Here is a 17,247-nt window from a genome sequence, read left to right on the forward strand (position 1 = left end):
AGATGGTTGTTGTTAGCCATCTTTTTTTCTTTTTGAGGAAATAGTTCAGGGGCCGGTGTGACTCGCTTGAGTCACACCGGCCCCTGTCTGGGACTATCTATTTCCCGACAGCCCCTTTTTTAGAAATCTGTTCTGATTTCGGAAATCATGGCGCACAGCGCCTTTCTGCTAGAGGGCGAAATTTTTATCTTATGTCCGTCAATCATGGAAAGCTGGAAAAAGGAGATCTTGTCCACATATTTCAGATTGATTACCGCGCTGCAGCCGATCATGGCAAGAAGGCCGGATTCACTCACCCGGATATAACCGATGTCGAGCTTTGTGGTGCCTCTTGCGGAATAATCGATGTCAAATCCAAGAGTGGCGCAGAAGTTCAGCATGGTGGCAACGCATTCCCTGTTCTCCCCGTTTGCCTGATGAATGCGGACAAAACGGTCGTCAGGATAAGCGTACATGATATCTTCTTCCTTCAGGTAAAAGGTCTCCGTATCCGTCCGGAATTCCAGCTTTTTTTCCTGGCTGTTTTTTATCGTGAGGAGAATTTCCACCATTTCGGTCAGCTTGTCGGGCTGTATCGGCTTGTCCAGAAAATAACAGTTATCCGGCAGATCCTTTTCTTCCCTGTAATTTATTTTGGAACAGCAGAAGATGATAGGAAGCCTGCTTCCCGCTTTTCGCAGCTCCCGGGCGATTTCTGCCGCATTGCAGCCATCCTCCACCATATCCATAAACAGACCGTCGTAAATCATAGGGGTGGAAAGAATCGCATTTCTGTTGCCGAAAGAGTCCACATACAGGACTCCGGTAGTATTGATCCTCCGATCCGATTCCCTTCCCAGAAGACGTTCCGTCTGTTTTCTGTCCGCAATATTGTCGTCACATACCGCTAGATGCATAGTGCTTCCTCCTGTTATTTTTATTATACTCAAACCTTGCATGAGCCAAGAGGCTTTCCGTCCGCTGTCGGATCAGTGTTACCGGGACTGAAAAGGAATTTTCTCCAGTACTTTTCAGACCATGGAGATGAGACCGGTCAAGTGTGGCAGCCTCATCTGGCACACTTGACGCCTTCGGGCTCATCGGAATGTCCGGTCTGACGGACTGGAGAAAATCCTTTTCAGTCCCGGTAACACTGATCCGACAGCGGACGGAAAGCCTCTTGGCTCATGCAAGGTTTGAGTATTGTACATAAATCCATATGGAAAGGCCCGTCTGAGTATTGTATCAGACGGGCCGGATTCTTTTGCTACATAAGAGTGAACTGTACAGGTGCTGCTAACAAAAGGTATAGAATCGCTGCCAGCTGAACAATCAGTATGGCAGGCATGCCGAAAACAAAGCTTTTATGCTTGGTCTTATGGCGGAAGGCATACATTCCTGCTATGCAGCCTATGCTGCCGCCTATCACGGCGATCAGGAAAAGATTGGCCTCCGGTATGCGGAAAGCGCCTCTTTTGGCCCTTCGCTTGTCAATTCCCATCTCGGCAAAACCCACTATATTCACTATTATAACATAAAGAAGCAGAATTAAAATAACATTCATAAGAAAACCTTTACTTATTTTTTTCGATTTCCTGATGCTTCATGGCGCGTACCTTGCTGGAGAGGCCGAACAGATTGATGAAGCCTTCCGCGTCATGATGGTCATACAGGTCACCTGTGGTAAAGGAAGCGATGGATTCGTTGTACAGGGAATAAGGGGAGGTGGTGCCCGCCTTGATGATATTTCCCTTGTAAAGCTTGAACTTCACTTCTCCGGTAACGTATTCCTGTGTGCTGTCCACAAAAGCCTGAACTGCTTCACGAAGAGGAGTGAACCATTTTCCTTCATATACGATCTGTGCAAATTTATTGCCCATATCCAGTTTCATGGTGGAGGTTTCACGATCAAGAATCAGTTCCTCCAGCTGCTGGTGAGCTTCATAGAGAATGGTTCCTCCGGGAGTCTCGTAAACGCCGCGGGACTTCATGCCCACAACACGGTTCTCCACGATATCCACGATACCGATGCCGTGCTTGCCGCCAAGCTCGTTCAGCTTGCGGATAATATCGGAAACCTTCATCTTTTCTCCGTTAACACTGACAGGAATTCCTTTTTCAAAGGTCATGGTCACATATTCCGGTTCGTCCGGAGCTTTTTCAGGAGTGGTGCCGAGAACAAGCAGATGCTCGAAGTTAGGCTCGTTGGCAGGATCCTCCAGCTCAAGGCCTTCATGGCTGATATGCCACAGGTTGCGGTCACGGCTGTAGCTGCTGTCTGCGGAGAAAGGAAGGTCAATTCCGTGAGCCTTGCAGTATTCGATTTCGGATTCACGGGAATCCATGGTCCACTTGTCATTTCTCCATGCGGCAATAATTTTCAGATCAGGAGCAAGGGCTTTGATTCCCAGCTCAAAACGGATCTGATCATTTCCCTTACCGGTAGCGCCGTGGCAGATGGCGGCAGCGCCTTCTTTGCGGGCAATTTCAACCAGCTTCTTGGCGATGAGGGGCCTTGCCATGGAGGTTCCCAGCAGATACTTGTTCTCATATACGGCATGTGCTTTTACGCAGGGCATTACATATTCGTCACAGAATTCATCGATAACGTCCAGGACATAAAGCTTGGAAGCGCCGCAGAATTTAGCTCTCTCTTCCAGGCCGTCCAGTTCTTCCGCCTGTCCGCAGTCGATGCAGACACAAATGACCTCATAATCAAAGTTTTCTTTCAGCCAGGGGATGATAGCTGTGGTGTCAAGTCCGCCTGAATAAGCAAGGATTACTTTTTCTTTCATAATGTTCCTCTTTCCTGCCGCAGATGCCGGCATATTTGTTATATGTAGATTAATAGGAGCCTTCCGCCTGAAAGGGCCGGCTCATTTGTTCTGGATTTAATATACAACAAAACTTTTTAGATTGCAAGTGAAAAAATATGCATATTTTTGCTCATTATTTATGGAAAATATGCATAAACTTTAAAAAACTATTGCATATTATGCAAAATGGACGTATAATTATGCGAAAACCGGAGCCGGGATGATCTTTGTTCCATTAAATAATAGAAAAGGTTGAGTTTCCTGGAAAATCTGATTATACTGAGGTTAGTGCCGGTACAGGCAGGCGGATTGCTGCTTGCGGAAATACAGGAAAACGGATGGATGCAGGCGAAGGCCAGCCATACGGAACAGAAAGGAATGGAAAAAATGATAAAAGCAGGAATTATTGGAGCAACAGGATATGCAGGCGGAGAACTGGTGAGATTGTTAACCGCACACCCGGAGGTGGAAATCGCCTGGTATGGTTCCAGAAGTTATATTGATAAGAAGTATTACGAAGTTTACAGGAACATGTTCCGTATCGTGGATGATAAATGTATGGATGATAATATGGAAGAACTGGCGGATCTGGTTGACGTGATTTTTACCGCAACCCCCCAGGGCCTGTGCGCCTCCCTTGTGAATGAGGAAATACTCTCTAAAGTGAAAATTGTGGATTTGAGCGCGGATTTCCGTATTAAGGATGTAAAAACCTATGAAGAATGGTATGGCATCGAACATAAATCCCCTCAGTTTATTGAAGAAGCGGTATACGGTTTATGTGAAATCAACAGAGAAGCGGTGCGCGGCGCACGTCTTATTGCGAATCCGGGATGTTACCCCACCTGCTCCACCCTTTCCATTTATCCGCTGCTGAAGGAAGGCCTGATTGATCCCTCCACTATTATTATAGACGCCAAGAGCGGTACCTCAGGCGCAGGGCGGGGAGCCAAGGTGGATAATCTTTACTGCGAGGTAAATGAGAATATAAAAGCCTATGGCGTAGCAAGCCACAGGCATACTCCGGAAATAGAGGAACAGCTTTCCTATGCGGCTGGGCAGGAGGTGCTTCTCAACTTCACCCCTCATCTGGTTCCCATGAACCGCGGCATCCTGATCACGGCTTATGCGTCTTTGATGAAAGAACAGCTGCCGGACGGAACCAGTGTGTGCCCTTCCTATGAAAAAGTGCGCGCGGCTTATGACAAATATTATGATAAGGAAAAATTCGTCCGCGTTCTCGATAAGAATATCTGCCCCGAAACCAAGTGGGTGGAGGGCAGCAACTATGTGGACGTGAATTTTAAGATAGACGAAAGAACCGGCCGCATTATCATGATGGGCGCTATGGATAACCTGGTAAAAGGTGCAGCCGGCCAGGCTGTGCAGAATATGAACCTGATGTTCGGAATGCCGGAGACGGAAGGTCTGGAGCTGGTTCCGATGTTCCCGTAGGAAAAGGATACCTTAAATAAGGGGGAAATAATTATGGAATGTCCCTTTTGCGGCAGGCCTATGCAGGCCGGCAGAATCGATACGGCAAAGCCTGTAAATATTGAATGGTATCCGGAAGATAAGGAATCTTATCTGGAAAAAGCCGAAAACAGCATCACTGTAAAGAATACATATAAATTCGAGCGCCCGGTCGCATATTTATGCTTTCACTGCCACAAGCTGGTGATGGATGTGCCGGAGAGGGCAAACTTCAGGTTTACACAGGACTGATGCCACCAGGGAAAAATATTTTGTTTCAGAAGTTAATCTTCGCTGCAGGCAGCGCGGAGAAAAGGAGAACTGCCATGAGACTGCGTCCATACAGGAAGAGTGATGCCAAGGCCGTTAGGAACTGGATAGAAGACGAACGCACCCATGCCCTATGGTGCGGGAATCTTCTGCCGTTTCCTTTCACGGAAAAGGATTTTAACCAATATCTGGAAGAGACGGAGGAGCGCCGGGGCAACAGCAGCTTTACCGCTGTCATGGATGACGGTACCCCCGCAGGGTTTCTCCGGATGGGAATAAATCCTGCCCTGAACAGTGGATTTTTAGGATTTGTTGTTGTAGATGCCGGGGAACGGGGAAAAGGCTACGGAAAAGAAATGCTGCGTCTGGCTGTAAAATATGCTTTTGAAATAGCGAGTGTGCAGTCTCTGGCTCTGAATGTTTTTGACTGTAATAAAGCGGCCATGGGACTTTACCGGAATATAGGCTTTGAAGAAACCGCCCTGACACCGGAATGCTTTGTATTCCATGATGAAAAATGGGGAAGATGCAGGATGGAGATTAAAAAAGAATGAGGAAAAAATCATGCTGACAGAAACGTTTGATAAGGATACGGAACAAATGATCAGCCCGGAAGCTGTTTACGGAGTCCGGGAAAAGGTTTGCGATATCTGCATTGTTACCTTTTCTGATGTGGTGGTGGAAGAGATAAGGAAAAATTTCGATTGTACCACGGTGGCTGAAATCGGGAGTGTGAACGGGGGACGCCCGATCTATCTTCTGGAATATAAAGGGAAAAAGATTGCTTTCTACATGACGATGATTTCGTCCGCGGCGGCAGGCGCCTGCCTGGAAGAAGCCCGATGCCTTACCGGAGCCGGCAGCTATATTATGTTCGGCTCCTGCGGAGCACTGAATCGTGAGATCACGGCAGGAAAAATCATTGTTCCCACCCAGGCATACCGGGATGAAGGGCTTTCCTACCATTATGCGCCTCCTGCCGACTATATTACGATGAAAAACGCGGGACGGGTGTCGGAATGGCTTGAGGAAATGGGACTCCCCCATGTGTCAGGCCGTACCTGGACCTCCGACGCCATTTACAGGGAAACAAAAGCAAATGTGGATAAAAGAAAAGCGGAAGGCTGTATTGCCGTGGAAATGGAATGTGCCGGTATGCAGGCAGTCTGCGATTTCAGAGGCCTTGACCTGTATTATTACCTGATCAGCGGAGACCTCCTGGACTGTGAGGAATGGGATATGAGAATCCTGGGCGATGATGAAGAAAAGAAACATCAGCTGAAGAATTTTTATATTGCGTTGGAGATGGCCTTGAAGATTTAGATGGTATTTGGGAAGTGTATCATTCCTGGATGGACAGTCATTTGTCAGATTATAATACGGATCTTTATTATCAGGCAAGAGATTATATTGCGGCCTGTTATAAGGCTGGAGAAATATTGTAGGTGTAAAAATGGACCAGAACCAAATCAGAGAATTTGTAAATAAATATGACCCTTCCATCACCCGGTATGAGGCTTATTACTATGGCTATCCGGAAATAGCGGATGAACTGTGCCGCCTTGTAATGGAAGGAGAAAAAAGAGCGACCACCGGGCTGCTGAAACTGTATGAGCTGGAGAACGAGCCTCTGCCCCGGGAAGGAGATTATTCCGTCATCCTGGACAGCCGGGAACAGCCGCGCTGTATCACACGGATCAGCCGGGTGACACAGGTTAAGTTTTCAGATATTACGGAAGAGTATGCCCGGTGTGAGGGGGAAGGGGATAAATCCCTCGCCTATTGGAAAGAAGCCCACAGACAGGTTTTTGAGCGGGAATGCAGAGAAGACTGCGGAATCGGATTCACGGAAGACATGATTTGTGTATGCGAAGAATTTGACGTAGTATATAAGGAAGAAACAGTAGTTATAGAAGTGATGAAACCTGAGGATTATGAAGAAATACTGGATTTATGGCTGAATACGCCCGGAATGGGGCTGAATGAAAGTGATGATTCCAAAGAAGGCATTACGGCATATCTTAAGCGCAATCCAAATACCTGCTTCGTAGCCAGGAAGGGTGCCCGGATTGTGGGGGTGATCCTCAGCGGACATGACGGAAGAAGAGGCTTTATCCATCATACGGCGGTAGCGGTGTCCGAAAGAAAACAGGGAATAGGAAGCGCCCTGGTGGATGCGGCTTTAAAAAGTCTGAAACAGGAAGGTATCAAAAAGGTGGCTTTGGTGGTATTCCGAAATAATGAAACGGGGGATGCTTTCTGGGAAAAACAAGGTTTTTCCGTACGGGAGGATTTGAACTACAGGAATAAGGCACTGGCCAATCTTGTCAGGATTGATACGTAGGGGCACATTCCGTCTGCGCCGGTACCCGTCCCCCGTGCAGACAGAAGTGCAGGGCAGGTAATGACGTGCTGGGGATTGACAGATAAGATACGTAGGCGTAAACTGCAATGGGTTTTAAAATATATGCATAAGGAATGCTAAAATGGAACATGTATCACATGAATTTGAGCCGGTATGGAATAAGGATTCCCGTGTGCTGGTATTGGGCACCTTTCCTTCGGTGAAGTCCAGGCAGCAAAAGTTTTATTACGGGCATCCGCAGAACCGTTTCTGGAAGGTGACGGCGGCGCTGCTGGAGCGCGGAGTGCCGGAAAGGATTGAAGAAAAGAAAAAGCTGCTTCTGGAAGGCCATATTGCTGTTTGGGATGTGATTGACAGCTGTGATATTGAAGGCTCAAGCGACAGCTCCATACGGAATGTGAAGGCGAATGATATTGGCGGCCTTTTAGGAAGGACTTCCATACAGGCCGTATTTGCCAATGGGGATAAAGCGTATCAGCTTTATCTGAAATACTGCAGGGAGCAGGCGGGGATGGATATTATAAAGCTTCCCTCCACCAGTCCGGCCAATGCGGCCTGGTCACTGGAAAGGCTGACGGAAGCCTGGCGCGTGATGGAATGTTTTTTGCAGACAGAATCAGAATATAAAATGAAGGAGTATGGACATGGTACGAACGATGACAATCGATGATTATGAGGAGGTCAGCCTGCTGTGGCATAAAATCAAGGGATTTTCCATCCGCAGCATCGATGATTCCAGGGAAGGAGTTGCACGTTTCCTGAAACGCAATCCCGACAGCAGCGTGGTGGCAGTGGAGGATTCCAGGGTAGTGGGAGCGATTCTGTGCGGTCATGACGGCAGACGGGGATGCATGTACCATGTATGCGTGGATCCGGAGTACCGGATGAGAGGTATTGGCAAATCGATGGTGGTATTTGCGATGAATGCCCTGAAAAAAGAGCATATCAGCAAGGTTTCCTTAATTGCTTTTACTAAAAATGATGTGGGAAATAAATTCTGGCGCTGTATCGGATGGACAAAGCGCGAAGATCTGAATTATTATGATTTCGTCTTAAACAGTGAAAATATAGAGCGGTTTAACGATTGAGCTCCGAAACCTTTAAGCCAGGCAAGGCCGGGCATAAAGGTAAGGCTTTTCAGAAGAAAAGCTATGAAAAACGGGATTCAAGAGAACGGAGAGGAGAGAATATGGAGCGGATTAAGGGCGGCGTTACAGCCGCAAAGGGATTTCAGGCAGCAGGTGTGGAAGCAAATGTAAAGTACAAAAACAGGAAGGATATGGCAATGATAGTGAGCGGGGGTCCCTGCAGGGCCGCCGGTGTTTTTACCAGCAACGTGGTTAAGGCAGCACCGGTGGTATGGGACAGGGAACTGATTGATAACTCCCCTTACATTCAGGCGGTGGTAGTGAATTCCGGTATTGCGAATGCCTGCACGGGACGTCAGGGATATGCATACTGCCAGGAAACAGCACAGGCTGCGGCGTCTGCCTTACATATACCCGAGAACACGGTGCTGGTAGCTTCCACAGGTGTTATCGGCATGCAGCTTCCCATGGATAAAATCACCGCGGGCGTGGAAAAACTGGCTGTTTCTCTTTCGGATACACCGGAGGCGGGAACCCTGGCGGCGGAGGCTATTATGACTACGGATACCATTTCCAAGCAGGTGGCCGTACAGTTTGAAGCAGGCGGAAAAACGGTTACTGTAGGAGGAATGTCCAAGGGCAGCGGTATGATACACCCCAATATGTGCACCATGCTGGGCTTTGTCACTACGGATATCGCGATCTCCAAAGAGCTTCTGCAGGAAGCGCTCCGTGAGGATGTGGTTGATACCTTCAATATGATTTCTGTGGACGGCGACACCTCCACCAATGACACTCTGGTGGTGCTGGCTAACGGGTGTGCGGAAAATCCGGAAATAACGGAAAAGAACGAAGACTATGAGAATTTCGTAAAGGCCCTTCATGAAGTCAATGAAACACTTGCCAAGATGATGGCAGGCGACGGAGAAGGGGCAACCGCCCTTTTTGAAACCAGGGTAATACATGCAGCTACCAAAGAAGACGCCAGAACTCTCGCAAAATCCGTGATCTGTTCCAGCCTTACCAAAGCGGCGATCTTCGGGCATGACGCCAACTGGGGCAGGATCCTGTGCGCTCTCGGCTACAGCGGCGCCAAATTCGATCCGGAAGCCGTTGAGCTCTATTTTGAAAGCGAAGCCGGAAGAATCCTGATCTATAAGGACGGACAGGCGGCAGATTACAGTGAAGAAGAAGCGACCAAAATCCTTTCCTATCCTGCAGTGACCGTAGTGGCGGATATGAAAATGGGTGAAGCACAAGCTACGGCATGGGGCTGTGATCTGACCTATGATTATGTGAAAATAAATGCGGATTACCGCTCGTAGAAAAACGCTCAGGGAGGAAGAAAAATGGAACAGAAAGAAATGGATCAGGTAATGCAGAAAGCATCGGTGCTCATTGAAGCCCTGCCCTATATCCAGAAATTCAACCGTAAAATCATTGTGGTAAAGTATGGCGGAAGCGCCATGAGCAACGAGGAACTGCAGAGAAACGTCATTCAGGATGTCACCCTGCTTAAGCTGGTAGGCTTCAAACCCATTATCGTGCATGGCGGCGGAAAGGCCATCAGCAAATGGGTGGGAAAGGTAGGCAAGGAAGCGAAATTCGTGAACGGCCTGCGTGTGACAGATGAAGAAACCATGGAAATAGCGGAGATGGTTCTGGGCCGTGTGAATAAAAATCTGGTAACCATGGTGGAGGAGCTGGGCGTAAAAGCTGTTGGTATCAGCGGCAAGGACGGCGGTCTTCTCAAGGTGAATAAAAAATATGCGGACGGACAGGATATCGGTTATGTCGGTGAAATAAACAAGGTAGATCCCAAGGTGCTCTATGATCTTCTGGAAAAGGATTTTCTTCCTATTGTAGCGCCTGTCGGGCTGGATGATGATTTCAATACCTATAATATCAATGCGGATGACGCGGCCTGCGCCGTTGCCAGGGCCGTGGGCGCGGATAAGCTGGTTTTCCTCACGGATATCGAAGGCCTGTACAAGGATATCAATGACAAATCCTCTTTTATATCCAGATTATCCGCCGGCCAGGCAGAGGAACTGATTAACAGCGGAGTTATCGGCGGCGGTATGCTGCCCAAGCTGAACAATTGTACCGCGGCTATCCGGAACGGCGTAAACCGGGTACATATCCTGGACGGCAGGGTTCCTCACTGCCTGCTCCTTGAGATATTTACCAATGAAGGGGTAGGAACGGCGATTTATTCCGATGACGATGCGCTTTGAAGGGAGAATTTTGAAACAAAGTACATTTCAAATATTGAATTAATGTCCGCTGAAGCGGACAAGGGGTAAAAAAATGATGGATGAAAAAGTTTTAAGCATGAAAGAATATATCGATGAGGCGGAAGCCGCACTTTTACATACCTATAACCGTTACCAGGTGGTTCTGGATAAAGGCGACGGCGTTTACCTTACCGACATCGAAGGGAAAAAATATCTGGATTTTTGTGCCGGAATCGCCGTATTCGCGCTGGGTTATAATAACAGGGAATACAACGATGCTCTGAAAGGTCAGATAGACAAGGTGATCCACACTTCCAATTATTATTATAATGTTCCGGCAGTGGAAGCGGCGGTGAAGCTGAAAAAGGTCTCCGGCATGGATCGTGTCTTTTTTACCAACAGCGGCGCGGAGGCAGTGGAAGGCGCTCTGAAGGCGGCCCGCAAATATGCTTTCCTTAAGGACGGAAAAACGGATCATGAAATCATCGCCATGAACCATTCCTTCCACGGAAGGACCTTCGGCGCACTTTCCGTGACAGGAAACCCTCATTACAGAGAGGCCTTTGAACCCATGATCGGCAACATCCGTTTTGCGGATCTGAATGATTTCGACAGTGTCCTTGCTCAGGTCACGGATAAAACCTGTGCGATCATCCTGGAAACCGTCCAGGGTGAAGGCGGCATTTATCCCGCAACCGGAGAATTCCTGAAAAAAGTGCGCGCCCTCTGTGATGAAAAGGATATCCTTCTGATTCTGGATGAAATCCAGTGCGGTATGGGAAGAACGGGAGAGATGTTTGCCTGGCAGCGTTACGGTGTGAAGCCGGATATTATGACAACGGCCAAGGCGCTCGGCTGCGGCGTTCCCGTAGGCGCTTTCCTGATGACGGAGAAGGTGGGAGCCCATTCACTTGCCAGCGGCGATCACGGCACGACCTATGGCGGAAATCCTCTGGCCTGTGCGGCGGTGAGCAAAGTGCTTGATTTATTCGAAAAGGGCCATATAATAGATAATGTGAGAGAAGTCGGTGCATATCTGGAAGAAAAGCTGGGTGAGCTTGTGGATAACTATGATTTTATAGAGACGCACAGAGGGCTTGGCCTGATGCAGGGGCTGGTTTTTTCCATTCCGGTAGGCGATATTATTAACCGCGCCCTGGAAAAAGGCCTGATCCTGATTAATGCGGGAACGGATATTATCCGTTTTGTTCCGCCCCTGGTCATCACAAAGGAAAATGTGGATGAAATGCTTGCTATCCTCACAGAATGCCTGGATGAGAAAAAGACATCCTGAAAAAAAGGAGAAATTGCATGAAGCTTTGGAAAAGAATACTGGCTGTGGCAGTGGTTGCGGTGGCTGCCGGCGTGTTACTCTATTTTGGAATCGGCAGCAACAGGCTGGCAAGTCTGGAAGTAATTCCGGATAATGCCCTGATCAGCAGGCCTACGATAAACCTGTGGTATACGGACGAAGCCCTGGGAGATTATCTGGGGAGTGTTGCCCTGGATTTTTCCGAGGAAAAAAATGTCCGTGTTATTCCAAAGCTGGTTTCCGGTCTGGAATATCTGGAAAATATAAACAGGGATTCCCTGCAGACCAATACCTATCCGGATCTTTATATAATAAGCAATGAAAGTTTGGAAAAAGCCAGCCTTTCCGGCCTGGTCAGCCCCATCCGGGACGAGGCGGGAGCAGTGAATGAAAGCAACTTCTCCCGGCCGGCCCTGGAAGCGGTAACCTATGACGGGAAGCTTGTGGGCTATCCTTTTTATTTTGAAACGAGCGCCCTTGTGTATAATAAGACCTATATGGAGGCCCTGGCCCTGAGCGCCCTGGAGGCGGAGGCGGACGCTCTCGCCGGAGAAGAAGCCATGCAGGAGCTGGATGAAAACGGGGAACCGCTGGTGCCGGACGGTGTAGGGAATAATCCGGAGCCGGAGACTTTTACGGCGGACGAAGCCCAGCTTCAGGAGCGGATAGAAGCCATGATACCTGCCACTATTGATGACATACTGACCTTTGCCAACAGCTACGATGCGCCGGAACAGGTGGAGGCGGTTTTCAAATGGGATGTGGCGGATATTTTTTATAATTACTTCTTTGTGGGAAACTATATTGATGTGGGCGGCCCTACGGGTGACAACACAGAGAAAATAGATATTTATAATCTGGATTCCATCAAATGCCTGATGGCTTATCAGGATCTGAACCAGTTTTTTTCCATTGATCCGGAGGAGGTGGATTATGATTCCGTGGTCCGGGAATTTATAGAAGGAAAACTGGTATTCACCGTGGCTACGACGGATATTGTGGCAAAGATTGAGGAAGCGAAAAAGAACGGGGAGTTTCCTTATGAATATGGGGTAACTAATATCCCCAACATCAATGAAGAACTGCAGACAAAGAGTCTTTCTGTGACGAATGCGGTGGTGGTGAACGGCTACAGCCAGAAAAAAGATATCGCCAATGAATTCGCCGCTTACCTGACGGTGGACAGGGCGCAGAACCTGTACGAACGGACCGGAAGGATGCCGGCCAGGAAGGGTGTGACCTTCACCTCTCCCCAGGCGGAGGCTTTCGGCAGGGAATACGGGCTTTCCGTACCCATTCCCAAAATGATGGCAACCAGCAATTACTGGGTACAGATGGAAATCGCATTTACAAGAATCTGGTCGGGAGACGGCGTATCGGATACACTGAAAGCGCTTTCTGAAAAAATAATGACGCAGGTAACCGGACAGCCTTTTGAAGAGGAATATATCGAAGAGCCTGAAAAGGAAGAATATGCAGGCGAAGAAGAATAATCCGCCGGTCATAGGGGTAAAATGTAGGGAGGGAAGAAACGTAACAGTTCAGCCCCTCCCCTTTTGTCAGGTTTGCATTTCCGGCCCGGGATTTCCATCCCTGTGCAGCCTTGGATTCCTGTCCGCCGGTATTCCCCGTTCCCTCTTGTGTGCCGCGGTTCTGCAAGGTTCCTGTCAGGGCACACTTTCGTTCGGATAAATACGCAGCGGTACTAAGGCTGCACAGGGATGGAAATGCAAACCTGACAGAAGGGGAGGAACTGAACTGTTACGAAGAAACAGCTTCCTACGTTAAAATACCGGAGCGTATTTTGCGCTCCTATGACAGGAGGCCCATATGATTGGTTTGATTATTGCTTTGATTTCCGGCGCGCTGATGAGTATCCAGGGAGTTTTTAATACAGAGGTCACCAAGTCCTCCAGTATCTGGGTGGCGAACTGCTTCGTCCAGTTTACGGCACTGCTGGTGTGCCTGATTGCCTGGGCATTTTCCGACCGCAGTTCTCTGCTCGGCGTGTTTCAGGTACAGCCTAAATATATGCTTCTGGGAGGCGCTATCGGCGCTTTTATTACTTATACGGTCATTAAGAGCATGGATATGCTTGGACCGGCCCGGGCCGTAATGCTCATCGTCGTAGCCCAGTTGCTTGTCGCCTATCTCATAGAGCTTTTCGGCATGTTCGGTGTGGAAAAGACCGGCTGGGAGTGGCGCAAGGCCATAGGAATGGCCGTAGCCATAGCAGGAATAGTGATTTTCAAATGGAAATAAAGTGATCAGATAAAATATCCGCCGCCGACCTCAGGCAGTTCCATGCCCGTTTTTCTGAGCCGCCTGTCCGGCTTTCCGCTCCCTGCCGTTCTGCGCGGGCCGCTGCTCTGCAAGGTTCCTGTGCGGGCACGCTTTCGCTCGGATAAACACGCAGCGGTACTAAGGCTGCAAAATACGCAGCCTAAGGACCGGCGAGTTTATACGGCCCTTACAGGAATCCTTGCAGATCAGCGGCCCGTGCAGAACGGCAGGGAGCGGAAAGCCGGACAGGCGGCTCAGAAAAACGGGCATGGAACTGCCTGAGGTCGGCGGCGGATATTTTATCTGTATCAGTAAGTAAACTTTTCCTTGTAAAACCCTGTTTTTTATCTTACAATAAAAGAGCAGCGGCATACGGGGGCCTTTTTGTGCGATTGACGGAATTCCGTTAATGTGTGAAAAGGAGATAACATGTCAAATTGCAGAATTACTCCAGTACTTTTAATGGTACTGGTCTTTCTTTTCGTTTTAAACGGCTGCGGCAGAGGAATGGAGCTGCAGGAGCTGACGCAGCAGTCTGAGTCCGGGCAGGATGAGGACAGGAAAAAGACAGAAGAAGCCGCCGAGGCTTTGGCGGAAACGGCGGGGAGAGAGTCCGGGGAGGAAGAGATACAGCTTTCCCGATGTCTCGTACATATATGCGGCGCTGTGAAGGAGCCGGGAGTGTACAGCCTGCCTGAAGGCAGCCGGGTGGTGGATGCCATACGGGCGGCGGGCGGATTGACGCAGGATGCATCGGAAAGAGATGTGAATCAGGCGTCTGTTGTTGCCGATGGGATGCAGATTGTGGTACCCACGCTGGAAGAAGTGAAGAGCGGCGGTTATACATGGGGTGCTGCGGCAAAAGGCGGCGGGGAATCGGAAGACGGCCTGGTGGATATTAATACGGCGGACGCGGCGCTGCTGATGACGCTTCCCGGTATCGGGCAGACAAGGGCGGACGCCATTGTGGCTTACCGGGAGCAGCATGGAAGCTTCAGCACCATTGAGGATATTATGAAAGTGGACGGAATCAAGGAAGGCAGCTTTGCAAAGCTCAGGGACAGGATTACCGTCAGACAGTAAGGAATGAAATTCTTTAAAGTGAAAATTCGTTGGAGGAGCTATGGGAAAGCGGGTATTGGTTGTAGATGATGAGAAACTGATTGTGAAGGGAATCCGGTTCAGCCTGGAGCAGGACGGAATGGAGGTCACCTGTGCCTACGATGGAGAAGAGGCGCTGGAAAATGCCAAAAATACGGAATTTGATATAATCCTGCTGGATATTATGCTTCCCAAGCTTACCGGCCTGGAGGTCTGCCAGCAGATAAGGGAATTCTCCAATGTGCCCATTGTCATGCTCACGGCGAAGGATGATGATATGGATAAAATCATGGGGCTGGAATACGGGGCGGACGATTATATCACCAAACCGTTCAATATTCTGGAGGTAAAAGCCAGGATCAAGGCCATCATGAGAAGGACTACAGTCAGGGACAGCGCATCCAATGCGCCCAAAACCATTGTGAACGGCGACCTGCGTCTGGATTGTGACAGCAGGCGGGTATATATTGCAGGGAAGGAAGTAAACCTGACTGCGAAGGAATTTGATGTGCTGGAGCTTCTGGCGCTGAATCCCAATAAGGTTTACAGCCGTGAAAATCTTCTGAAGCTTGTATGGGGCAGCGATTACCCCGGCGATGTGCGTACGGTTGACGTACACATCAGGAGACTTCGTGAAAAGATTGAAAGCAATCCCAGTGAACCAAGATATGTGCATACCAAATGGGGCGTAGGCTACTTTTTCCGTGCCTGACCCGGTTTGGGAACAGCCCGGGAATTTCCCGGGCTGCTGAATTTGAACCGATGTCAGGCTGAATAGTAGGAGCTGCCAAAATGCTTACCAGGCTTAAGGAGTTAATTTATAAAATACCGGTTCTTCGGAGCATGAAGGTCTATATATTTTTGCTGATGCTTATTATGGGTATCCTTCCCAGCATTTTTATGAGAATAGGCATTCTTCAAAGCTATGAGGAACGTGCGGTTGACCTTCGGACTTCCGATACACAGACACAATTCAAGATTATCGCAAACCATCTTCTGAATAACAATTATCTTCAGGACACCTCCTCAGAAGCGATCAATGCGGAGCTGGAACAGATGTCCAATCTGTATGACGGACGTGTTATCATAATAAACAGTAATTTCCGGGTTGTAAAAGATACATACAGTATCAGTGAAGGAAAAACCATGATCTCGGAAGAGGTCATTCTCTGCTTTAAAGGCCAGAGCAGAACAAAATATGATAAGAAAAACGGCTATATCGAAATGACCATTCCCATTGAGGAAACCACGTCGGGCAAGAACCAGACAGGGGCGGCCGATGCGGTGAAAAAAGAAAACGGCAGCCAGGTGCAGGGAGTCATGCTTGCCAGTGTTTCCACGGACAGCATAGCCGCGACCATGGAGCTTCTGAACCGGAAGGCCCTGATTATCGAAATCGTTATGATCATCTGTATTTTCGGGGTGGCCGTGGGTTTTTCCACGATCCTTGTGAAGCCCTTTAACCGGGTAACACAGGCCATTACGGAGGTAAAGGACGGTTTTACGGATGAACCCATAGCTGTGCCTGATTATATTGAGACGGAGCATATCATAGACGCCTTCAACCAGCTGCTGACGCAGATGAAGGTAATCGATGATTCCAGGCAGGAGTTTGTATCCAATGTATCCCATGAGCTTAAGACGCCCCTTACTTCCATGAAGGTGCTTGCGGATTCCCTCATGCAGCAGCAGGATGCGCCTGTCGAACTGTACCAGGAATTCATGCAGGATATTGCGGATGAAATCGAACGGGAAAATAAGATCATAAATGATCTGCTGTCCCTTGTAAAAATGGATAAGACAGCGGCTCAGATGAACATTACCTCTGTGGACGTAAATGAATTGATAGAGTCCGTGCTCAAGCGGCTGCGCCCCATAGCGCGCCTTCGTGATGTGGAAGTGGTTTTTGAAAGCATACGGCCTGTGACGGCGGAGCTTGATGAAGTGAAAATAACCCAGGTATTTACGAACCTGGTGGAGAATGCCATAAAATACAATAAGGAGCACGGCTGGGTAAAGGTGCTTCTGGATGCGGATCATCAGTTTTTTACGGTGGAAATCTCGGATTCCGGAATCGGTATTCCGGAGTCGGATTATGATCATATTTTTGAGCGGTTTTACCGGGTGGATAAATCCCATTCCCGGGAAATCGGAGGGACGGGCCTGGGGCTTGCCATCACCAGAAATGCGGTGCTGCTTCACAGGGGTTCCGTGAAGGTAAGCAGCCTGGAGGGCCAGGGAACCTGCTTTACGGTAAAAATCCCCCTTACCTATGTGAGATAATTTCGGAAAAATGAGTGTAAACGCTTCCCCGGTACAAACG

At 48.8% G+C, this 17,247-nt stretch carries 18 protein-coding genes; 15 read left to right on the forward strand and 3 right to left on the reverse strand.

From position 1 onward, the window contains the following. Nucleotides 1–119 precede the first annotated feature (119 nt). From BLA28_RS11750 to BLA28_RS11760, 3 genes are all read right to left on the reverse strand, one after another. Nucleotides 120–896: a LytR/AlgR family response regulator transcription factor gene (locus BLA28_RS11750; protein ID WP_069158911.1), complete on the reverse strand. Its 777-nt coding sequence runs from the start codon at nucleotides 894–896 to the stop codon at nucleotides 120–122. 350 nt (nucleotides 897–1,246) lie between these two features. Further along, nucleotides 1,247–1,543, reverse strand: coding sequence for a DUF1294 domain-containing protein (locus tag BLA28_RS11755; protein WP_009250907.1), 297 nt, complete (start codon nucleotides 1,541–1,543; stop codon nucleotides 1,247–1,249). Nucleotides 1,544–1,553: 10 nt separating this feature from the next. Further along, nucleotides 1,554–2,774 (reverse strand): argininosuccinate synthase, encoded by a 1,221-nt coding sequence (locus BLA28_RS11760; protein ID WP_009250906.1) that lies wholly within the window; start codon nucleotides 2,772–2,774, stop codon nucleotides 1,554–1,556. 408 nt (nucleotides 2,775–3,182) lie between these two features. Here BLA28_RS11760 and argC point away from each other — a divergent pair, with 408 nt between their 5' ends. From argC to BLA28_RS11850, 15 genes are all read left to right on the forward strand, one after another. Next, nucleotides 3,183–4,250 carry an N-acetyl-gamma-glutamyl-phosphate reductase gene (gene argC, locus BLA28_RS11765; protein WP_069159141.1) on the forward strand — a complete coding sequence of 356 codons (1,068 nt, stop codon included), beginning with the start codon at nucleotides 3,183–3,185 and terminating at the stop codon, nucleotides 4,248–4,250. A gap of 33 nt (nucleotides 4,251–4,283) precedes the next feature. Beyond that, nucleotides 4,284–4,520, forward strand: coding sequence for a PF20097 family protein (locus BLA28_RS11770; protein ID WP_044968670.1), 237 nt, complete (start codon nucleotides 4,284–4,286; stop codon nucleotides 4,518–4,520). A 74-nt stretch (nucleotides 4,521–4,594) separates the two neighbouring features. Further along, entirely contained in the window at nucleotides 4,595–5,092 is a 498-nt protein-coding gene (locus BLA28_RS11775) for a GNAT family N-acetyltransferase (protein WP_069159142.1), read from the forward strand. A 10-nt stretch (nucleotides 5,093–5,102) separates the two neighbouring features. Beyond that, nucleotides 5,103–5,861, forward strand: coding sequence for a nucleoside phosphorylase (locus tag BLA28_RS11780; RefSeq protein WP_044968704.1), 759 nt, complete (start codon nucleotides 5,103–5,105; stop codon nucleotides 5,859–5,861). A gap of 130 nt (nucleotides 5,862–5,991) precedes the next feature. Next, nucleotides 5,992–6,882 (forward strand): GNAT family N-acetyltransferase, encoded by an 891-nt coding sequence (locus tag BLA28_RS34545; RefSeq protein ID WP_081330180.1) that lies wholly within the window; start codon nucleotides 5,992–5,994, stop codon nucleotides 6,880–6,882. A 142-nt stretch (nucleotides 6,883–7,024) separates the two neighbouring features. Continuing rightward, a complete protein-coding gene (locus tag BLA28_RS11795) occupies nucleotides 7,025–7,573 on the forward strand; it encodes a DNA-deoxyinosine glycosylase (RefSeq protein ID WP_069158912.1) in 549 nt (182 codons plus the stop codon). Beyond that, nucleotides 7,548–7,991, forward strand: coding sequence for a GNAT family N-acetyltransferase (locus BLA28_RS11800; protein WP_009250898.1), 444 nt, complete (start codon nucleotides 7,548–7,550; stop codon nucleotides 7,989–7,991). The genes BLA28_RS11795 and BLA28_RS11800 overlap by 26 nt, the downstream gene beginning before the upstream one ends. A gap of 101 nt (nucleotides 7,992–8,092) precedes the next feature. Further along, the gene (gene argJ / locus BLA28_RS11805) at nucleotides 8,093–9,316 is read left to right on the forward strand and encodes a bifunctional glutamate N-acetyltransferase/amino-acid acetyltransferase ArgJ (RefSeq protein WP_069159144.1); all 1,224 of its coding nucleotides are present in this window, start codon (nucleotides 8,093–8,095) and stop codon (nucleotides 9,314–9,316) included. A gap of 24 nt (nucleotides 9,317–9,340) precedes the next feature. Beyond that, on the forward strand, nucleotides 9,341–10,228 hold the full coding sequence (gene argB / locus BLA28_RS11810) for an acetylglutamate kinase (RefSeq protein ID WP_044968666.1): 888 nt from the start codon (nucleotides 9,341–9,343) through the stop codon (nucleotides 10,226–10,228). A 73-nt stretch (nucleotides 10,229–10,301) separates the two neighbouring features. After that, entirely contained in the window at nucleotides 10,302–11,522 is a 1,221-nt protein-coding gene (locus BLA28_RS11815) for an aspartate aminotransferase family protein (protein ID WP_069158913.1), read from the forward strand. 17 nt (nucleotides 11,523–11,539) lie between these two features. Then, a complete protein-coding gene (locus BLA28_RS11820) occupies nucleotides 11,540–13,033 on the forward strand; it encodes a sugar ABC transporter substrate-binding protein (RefSeq protein WP_069158914.1) in 1,494 nt (497 codons plus the stop codon). 337 nt (nucleotides 13,034–13,370) lie between these two features. After that, the gene (locus BLA28_RS11830; RefSeq protein ID WP_009250893.1) at nucleotides 13,371–13,802 is read left to right on the forward strand and encodes a DMT family transporter; all 432 of its coding nucleotides are present in this window, start codon (nucleotides 13,371–13,373) and stop codon (nucleotides 13,800–13,802) included. Nucleotides 13,803–14,252: 450 nt separating this feature from the next. Further along, nucleotides 14,253–14,906, forward strand: coding sequence for a ComEA family DNA-binding protein (locus tag BLA28_RS11840; protein ID WP_081330181.1), 654 nt, complete (start codon nucleotides 14,253–14,255; stop codon nucleotides 14,904–14,906). Between the two features lie 40 nt (nucleotides 14,907–14,946). After that, on the forward strand, nucleotides 14,947–15,636 hold the full coding sequence (locus BLA28_RS11845; RefSeq protein ID WP_009250890.1) for a response regulator transcription factor: 690 nt from the start codon (nucleotides 14,947–14,949) through the stop codon (nucleotides 15,634–15,636). An 80-nt stretch (nucleotides 15,637–15,716) separates the two neighbouring features. Then, nucleotides 15,717–17,207, forward strand: coding sequence for a sensor histidine kinase (locus BLA28_RS11850; RefSeq protein ID WP_009250889.1), 1,491 nt, complete (start codon nucleotides 15,717–15,719; stop codon nucleotides 17,205–17,207). Nucleotides 17,208–17,247 lie beyond the last annotated feature (40 nt).

The organism is Eisenbergiella tayi (assembly GCF_001881565.1).
GTDB classification, from domain to species: Bacteria; Bacillota; Clostridia; order Lachnospirales; family Lachnospiraceae; genus Eisenbergiella; species Eisenbergiella tayi.

Excerpts from the sequence above, each read along its gene's own strand:
- BLA28_RS11830 (WP_009250893.1), top strand. The coding sequence starts at position 13,371 with ATGATTGGTTTGATTATTGCTTTGATTTCCGGCGCGCTGATGAGTATC.
- BLA28_RS11840 (WP_081330181.1), top strand. The coding sequence starts at position 14,253 with ATGTCAAATTGCAGAATTACTCCAGTACTTTTAATGGTACTGGTCTTT.
- BLA28_RS11755 (WP_009250907.1), bottom strand. The coding sequence starts at position 1,543 with ATGAATGTTATTTTAATTCTGCTTCTTTATGTTATAATAGTGAATATA.
- BLA28_RS11815 (WP_069158913.1), top strand. The coding sequence starts at position 10,302 with ATGATGGATGAAAAAGTTTTAAGCATGAAAGAATATATCGATGAGGCG.
- BLA28_RS11775 (WP_069159142.1), top strand. The coding sequence starts at position 4,595 with ATGAGACTGCGTCCATACAGGAAGAGTGATGCCAAGGCCGTTAGGAAC.
- BLA28_RS11800 (WP_009250898.1), top strand. The coding sequence starts at position 7,548 with ATGGTACGAACGATGACAATCGATGATTATGAGGAGGTCAGCCTGCTG.
- BLA28_RS11760 (WP_009250906.1), bottom strand. The coding sequence starts at position 2,774 with ATGAAAGAAAAAGTAATCCTTGCTTATTCAGGCGGACTTGACACCACA.
- argJ (WP_069159144.1), top strand. The coding sequence starts at position 8,093 with ATGGAGCGGATTAAGGGCGGCGTTACAGCCGCAAAGGGATTTCAGGCA.
- BLA28_RS34545 (WP_081330180.1), top strand. The coding sequence starts at position 5,992 with ATGGACCAGAACCAAATCAGAGAATTTGTAAATAAATATGACCCTTCC.
- argC (WP_069159141.1), top strand. The coding sequence starts at position 3,183 with ATGATAAAAGCAGGAATTATTGGAGCAACAGGATATGCAGGCGGAGAA.
- argB (WP_044968666.1), top strand. The coding sequence starts at position 9,341 with ATGGAACAGAAAGAAATGGATCAGGTAATGCAGAAAGCATCGGTGCTC.
- BLA28_RS11750 (WP_069158911.1), bottom strand. The coding sequence starts at position 896 with ATGCATCTAGCGGTATGTGACGACAATATTGCGGACAGAAAACAGACG.
- BLA28_RS11780 (WP_044968704.1), top strand. The coding sequence starts at position 5,103 with ATGCTGACAGAAACGTTTGATAAGGATACGGAACAAATGATCAGCCCG.
- BLA28_RS11845 (WP_009250890.1), top strand. The coding sequence starts at position 14,947 with ATGGGAAAGCGGGTATTGGTTGTAGATGATGAGAAACTGATTGTGAAG.
- BLA28_RS11850 (WP_009250889.1), top strand. The coding sequence starts at position 15,717 with ATGCTTACCAGGCTTAAGGAGTTAATTTATAAAATACCGGTTCTTCGG.
- BLA28_RS11770 (WP_044968670.1), top strand. The coding sequence starts at position 4,284 with ATGGAATGTCCCTTTTGCGGCAGGCCTATGCAGGCCGGCAGAATCGAT.
- BLA28_RS11820 (WP_069158914.1), top strand. The coding sequence starts at position 11,540 with ATGAAGCTTTGGAAAAGAATACTGGCTGTGGCAGTGGTTGCGGTGGCT.
- BLA28_RS11795 (WP_069158912.1), top strand. The coding sequence starts at position 7,025 with ATGGAACATGTATCACATGAATTTGAGCCGGTATGGAATAAGGATTCC.